1 protein-coding gene is annotated in these 397 nt (G+C 53.9%); it reads left to right on the forward strand.

What is annotated here, in order from left to right; all coding sequences use genetic code 11:
* A partial coding sequence (locus AC1RPU_RS07945) for a hypothetical protein (protein ID WP_481769636.1) occupies positions 1-397 on the forward strand: 397 nt, incomplete at both ends.

Raw genomic sequence — 397 nt, forward strand, 5'->3', positions numbered from 1 at the left:
CAGTTGAGAACGGTGAGCCGACGATCATTCGTTTGGCCCAGATTAAGCAGTGGTTGATTCCGGCAGACTCGGAATCGTACAAGGTACTTGCGGATGTCGGCATCCCGCTCACAATCTTTCACGAGGATTTCCTACCAACGATCAAACTCGTGACTGACCAGCACAACATTCGCGGGATCGGCGTCAATTTCAAGGACGAGATTCTTGATCCGTTCCTCTCGAAGGTTGGCACCACTTGGCAGAAGAAAGCGGAATCTGCTACCGCCACCATCAAGTCGAAAGACATGGTGTTCGAGGTCTCGATGAAGGACCCCCAGTTCTCGAAGGCACGCGCCTCCATCGACCGCATGCGCGACGTGCTGTATGACTTCTTCTGTCGGTGGGGATACCGTGCTGT

Source organism: Dellaglioa sp. CoH-55-MRSF-7 (genome assembly GCF_056782235.1).